The organism is Kitasatospora sp. MY 5-36, from assembly GCF_001182915.1.
GTDB lineage: Bacteria > Actinomycetota > Actinomycetes > Streptomycetales > Streptomycetaceae > Kitasatospora.
This window is the reverse complement of sequence record NZ_LFVW01000940.1, coordinates 1-3,153: the sequence shown is the minus strand read 5'-3', so window position 1 is coordinate 3,153 and position 3,153 is coordinate 1. Positions and strand designations below refer to the sequence as shown.

General features: G+C 75.3%; 4 protein-coding genes. 2 read left to right on the top strand and 2 right to left on the bottom strand.

What is annotated here, in order from left to right; genetic code table 11:
* Positions 1-773, top strand: a 773-nt coding sequence (locus AE652_RS38555) for a penicillin-binding transpeptidase domain-containing protein (protein WP_199823211.1), incomplete at its 5' end; no start/stop codon positions are given.
* Between the two features lie 75 nt (positions 774-848).
* Here AE652_RS38555 and AE652_RS38550 read toward each other — a convergent pair.
* Both AE652_RS38550 and AE652_RS38545 read right to left on the bottom strand, forming a co-directional pair.
* A complete protein-coding gene (locus tag AE652_RS38550; protein WP_049660092.1) occupies positions 849-1,445 on the bottom strand; it encodes a hypothetical protein in 597 nt (198 codons plus the stop codon).
* A gap of 49 nt (positions 1,446-1,494) precedes the next feature.
* On the bottom strand, positions 1,495-2,043 hold the full coding sequence (locus AE652_RS38545; RefSeq protein ID WP_049660091.1) for an alpha/beta hydrolase: 549 nt from the start codon (positions 2,041-2,043) through the stop codon (positions 1,495-1,497).
* A gap of 257 nt (positions 2,044-2,300) precedes the next feature.
* Here AE652_RS38545 and AE652_RS38540 point away from each other — a divergent pair, with 257 nt between their 5' ends.
* Positions 2,301-2,867 carry a DJ-1/PfpI family protein gene (locus AE652_RS38540; protein WP_049660089.1) on the top strand — a complete coding sequence of 189 codons (567 nt, stop codon included), beginning with the start codon at positions 2,301-2,303 and terminating at the stop codon, positions 2,865-2,867.
* Positions 2,868-3,153 lie beyond the last annotated feature (286 nt).

Here is a 3,153-nt window from a genome sequence, read left to right as displayed (position 1 = left end):
GCCTCTGCGCGGTCAAGCAGATGGCCAACAAGCTGGGCATGGAGGGCAAGGCGAACGGCGAGCCGCTCCAGGAACTGCCCGCGCTCGGCCTCGGCACCCAGGAGGTCAGCCCGCTGACCATGGCCAACGTGTACGCGACCTTCGCCGCCCGGGGCACCTACTGCGCGCCTCTGGCGATCAACAGGATCACCACCGTGGACGGCACCGACGTCCCGGTGCCCCCGGTCCGCTGCTCCCCGGCGATGTCAGAGGACACCGCCGACGTGATCAACAGCGTGCTGCTCGGGGTGACCGAGAAGGGCGGCACGGCGCGCGACCTCGGCCTGGACGACGGCCGCCAGATCGCGGGCAAGACCGGGACGACGGACGAGAAGAAGTCGGCCTGGTTCACCGGCTACACGGGCAACCTGGCGGGCTCGGTCTGGCTGGGCAGCCCGGGCACCAAGGTGCCGATGCGCAACATCCGGATCGGCGGCAAGTACCAGGCCGAGGTCTTCGGCGCCACCGGCCCCGGGCCGATCTGGCAGCAGGCGATGAGCGACGCCGTCCGGAGCATGCCGGAGAAGCCGTTCGCCACCGTCCGCATTCCGGACCCGCCCCGGCGGGACGCCAACTGCACCACCGCCAGCGGCTCGCCGGGCTCGGTCACCTGCAGCGGCGCGCCCGCCACCGGGGGCCCGGGCAACACCGGCCGGCCGCGCGACACCAGCCCGACGACCGGCCGCACCGCGCCGTCCGTCCCGCCCGGCACCACCGACCCGTCGGACCAGTGACCCGTCCGACCAGTGCCCCCGAGGAGCGGTGAACTGCCCGGCCCCGCCTGGGTACCCGTACCCAGGCGGGGCCGGCTACCGCGCCTCGACCGGTTCGCCGCTGTCCTGGTCGAGGTTGAACACCCGCCGGTAGGAGTCGGTCACCACGGTGATCTGCGAGCGCCCGGTCCAGCTCGCCTCCACCAGCCGGGCGTCGCCCGGGCGCCGGCCGATGTCCGCCAGTGACCAGCGCCGGGCCGACCAGCCCTCGCCGCTCTCCAGCAGCACCTGCCAGCGCTCGTCCGGGCCCGGCCCGGTGGCGTACGAGCGGTGCACCACCACCAGGGCCCGCTCGGCCCCGGCCGGGGCGTCCTCCCGGCTGCGGGTCTCGGCCGCCGACACCTTGTGCGCGGCCAGCACGCCGAGCAGGAACACCACCCCGGCGGTCACCGTGACCGCCCGGGTGGCCGTCCGCACGGCGGCGCGCGGGTCACTCAGCCAGGCGGCCGCGATCAGCGCCGCCAGCGCCCCGCCGATCAGCAGTTCCGGCTGGTTGAGCAGGTCGGCGACCAGCATCAGCCCGCCCGAGCGGCTCTCCCACTGCCCCTCGGTGTAGAGCAGGACGGCGGCCAGCCCGCTGCCCGCCAGCAGCCGGACCAGGACGCGCCTGGTCCGGGACGTCCGTCGGTTCATCGTCCCCCGGTTCATCGTCCCCGCGCCCCCGTTCCCCCCGTCGCCGCGGTCACAGCCCGGCGAGCAGTTCGCGGCCCTCCGGCCAGTCGCCCAGTCCGGAGTCGGAGTTGAGGTGCCCGTACGCGCCCGGCTCGACGTACCGGGCGCCCCAGGCGGCGGCGAACGCGCGGGCCCGCTCGGCCGAGACCCACGGGTCGTCGGTCGAGGAGACCACGACGGCCGGGAACGGGAACCGCTCCAGCGCCACCGGGCGGAAGTTCACCAGCTCCGGGACCTCGGCGGTGTCGACGTCCGCCGGGGCGACCAGCAGCGCGCCCCGGACGGCGGCGGTCCGCTCGGCGGAGGCGGTGGCGACCCAGTGGGCCGCGGTGACGCAGCCCAGGCTGTGGGCGACCAGCACCACCGGGCCTTCGGCGGCGGCCGCGGCCACCGCGGCGTCCACCCGGGCCACCCAGTCCGTCCGCTCCGGGTGGTCCCAGTCCGCCTGCTCGACCCGGCGGAAGGACTCCGGCCCGGCCGCCTCCCAGCGGGTCTGCCAGTGCTCGGGGCCGGAGTTCTGGTAGCCGGGGAGGACGAGGTAGGTGGTGCGGTCGGGCATGGGCTCCTCCGGGAGCGGGACGGTCGTGGGCAGCAGGAGTCTAGGACGCGGGCCGCCGACCCCCGCAGCCGGGCGCCCGACCAAGCGCGCACTCCCCGCAACCGGCGCGCGTAGCTCCGTATGCGCCGTCGTACGCCCGGTGCGCCCCGTTGCCAACGGTGTCGCCGGTACGGGAGGTTGGACCGGGCCCGGGCCGGCCGCCACCGCCCGGCGCCCGTACCCGATCCGAGGCTCGACCACGTGGAGGGATGTCGGCGATGACATCGAAGATCCTGCTCGTCACCGGGGACGCCGCCGAGTCACTGGAGGTGTTCTACCCCTACCAGCGGCTGCGCGAGGAGGGCTACCAGGTCGACATCGCGGCCCCGACGAAGAAACGCCTCCAGTTCGTGGTGCACGACTTCGTCGAGGGCTTCGACACCTACACCGAGAAGCCCGGCTACACCTGGCCCGCAGACGTGGCCCTCGCCGACGTCGACCCGGCCGACTACGCGGCGCTGGTCATCCCCGGCGGCCGCGCCCCCGAGTACCTGCGCAACGACCCGGACGTGCAGCGGATCGCCCGGCACTTCTTCGCCGAGGACAAGCCCGTCGCCCAGATCTGCCACGGCCCGCTGATCACCGCCGCCGCCGGCCTGCTGGACGGCCGCCGCAGCTCCGCCTACCCGGCGCTGGCCCCGGACATCAAGGCGGCGGGCGCAGAGTTCGTGGACGGCGAGGCGGTGGTGGACGGCGTCGTCGTCTCGGCCCGCGCCTGGCCCGACCACCCGGCCTGGCTGCGGGCCTTCATCGAGGTCCTGCGCACCAAGGCGCCGCTCGCCTAGCGCTGACCTCGGAGCCGGACCCCGAGGCGTCTCGGGGTCCGGCTCCGGGATCCCTCGGGGGCGGGACCCCCTCCCCAGGCGGACGATCCGGCCCGGCCGATCCGGCAAGGTGTCAGGTGAGCACCAGCCGACCGGAGTTGCCCACTCCGCCGACCCCGGACCAGGGAGGACGGCATGACCGCCGACCCGACCGCCCCCGCCCGCCGCCGGACCGCCCTGCGCGTCGCCGTCGCCGCCGCCGTGGGCGCGGGACTGGTGAACTTCCGCCCGGTGGCGCTGGAGCGGT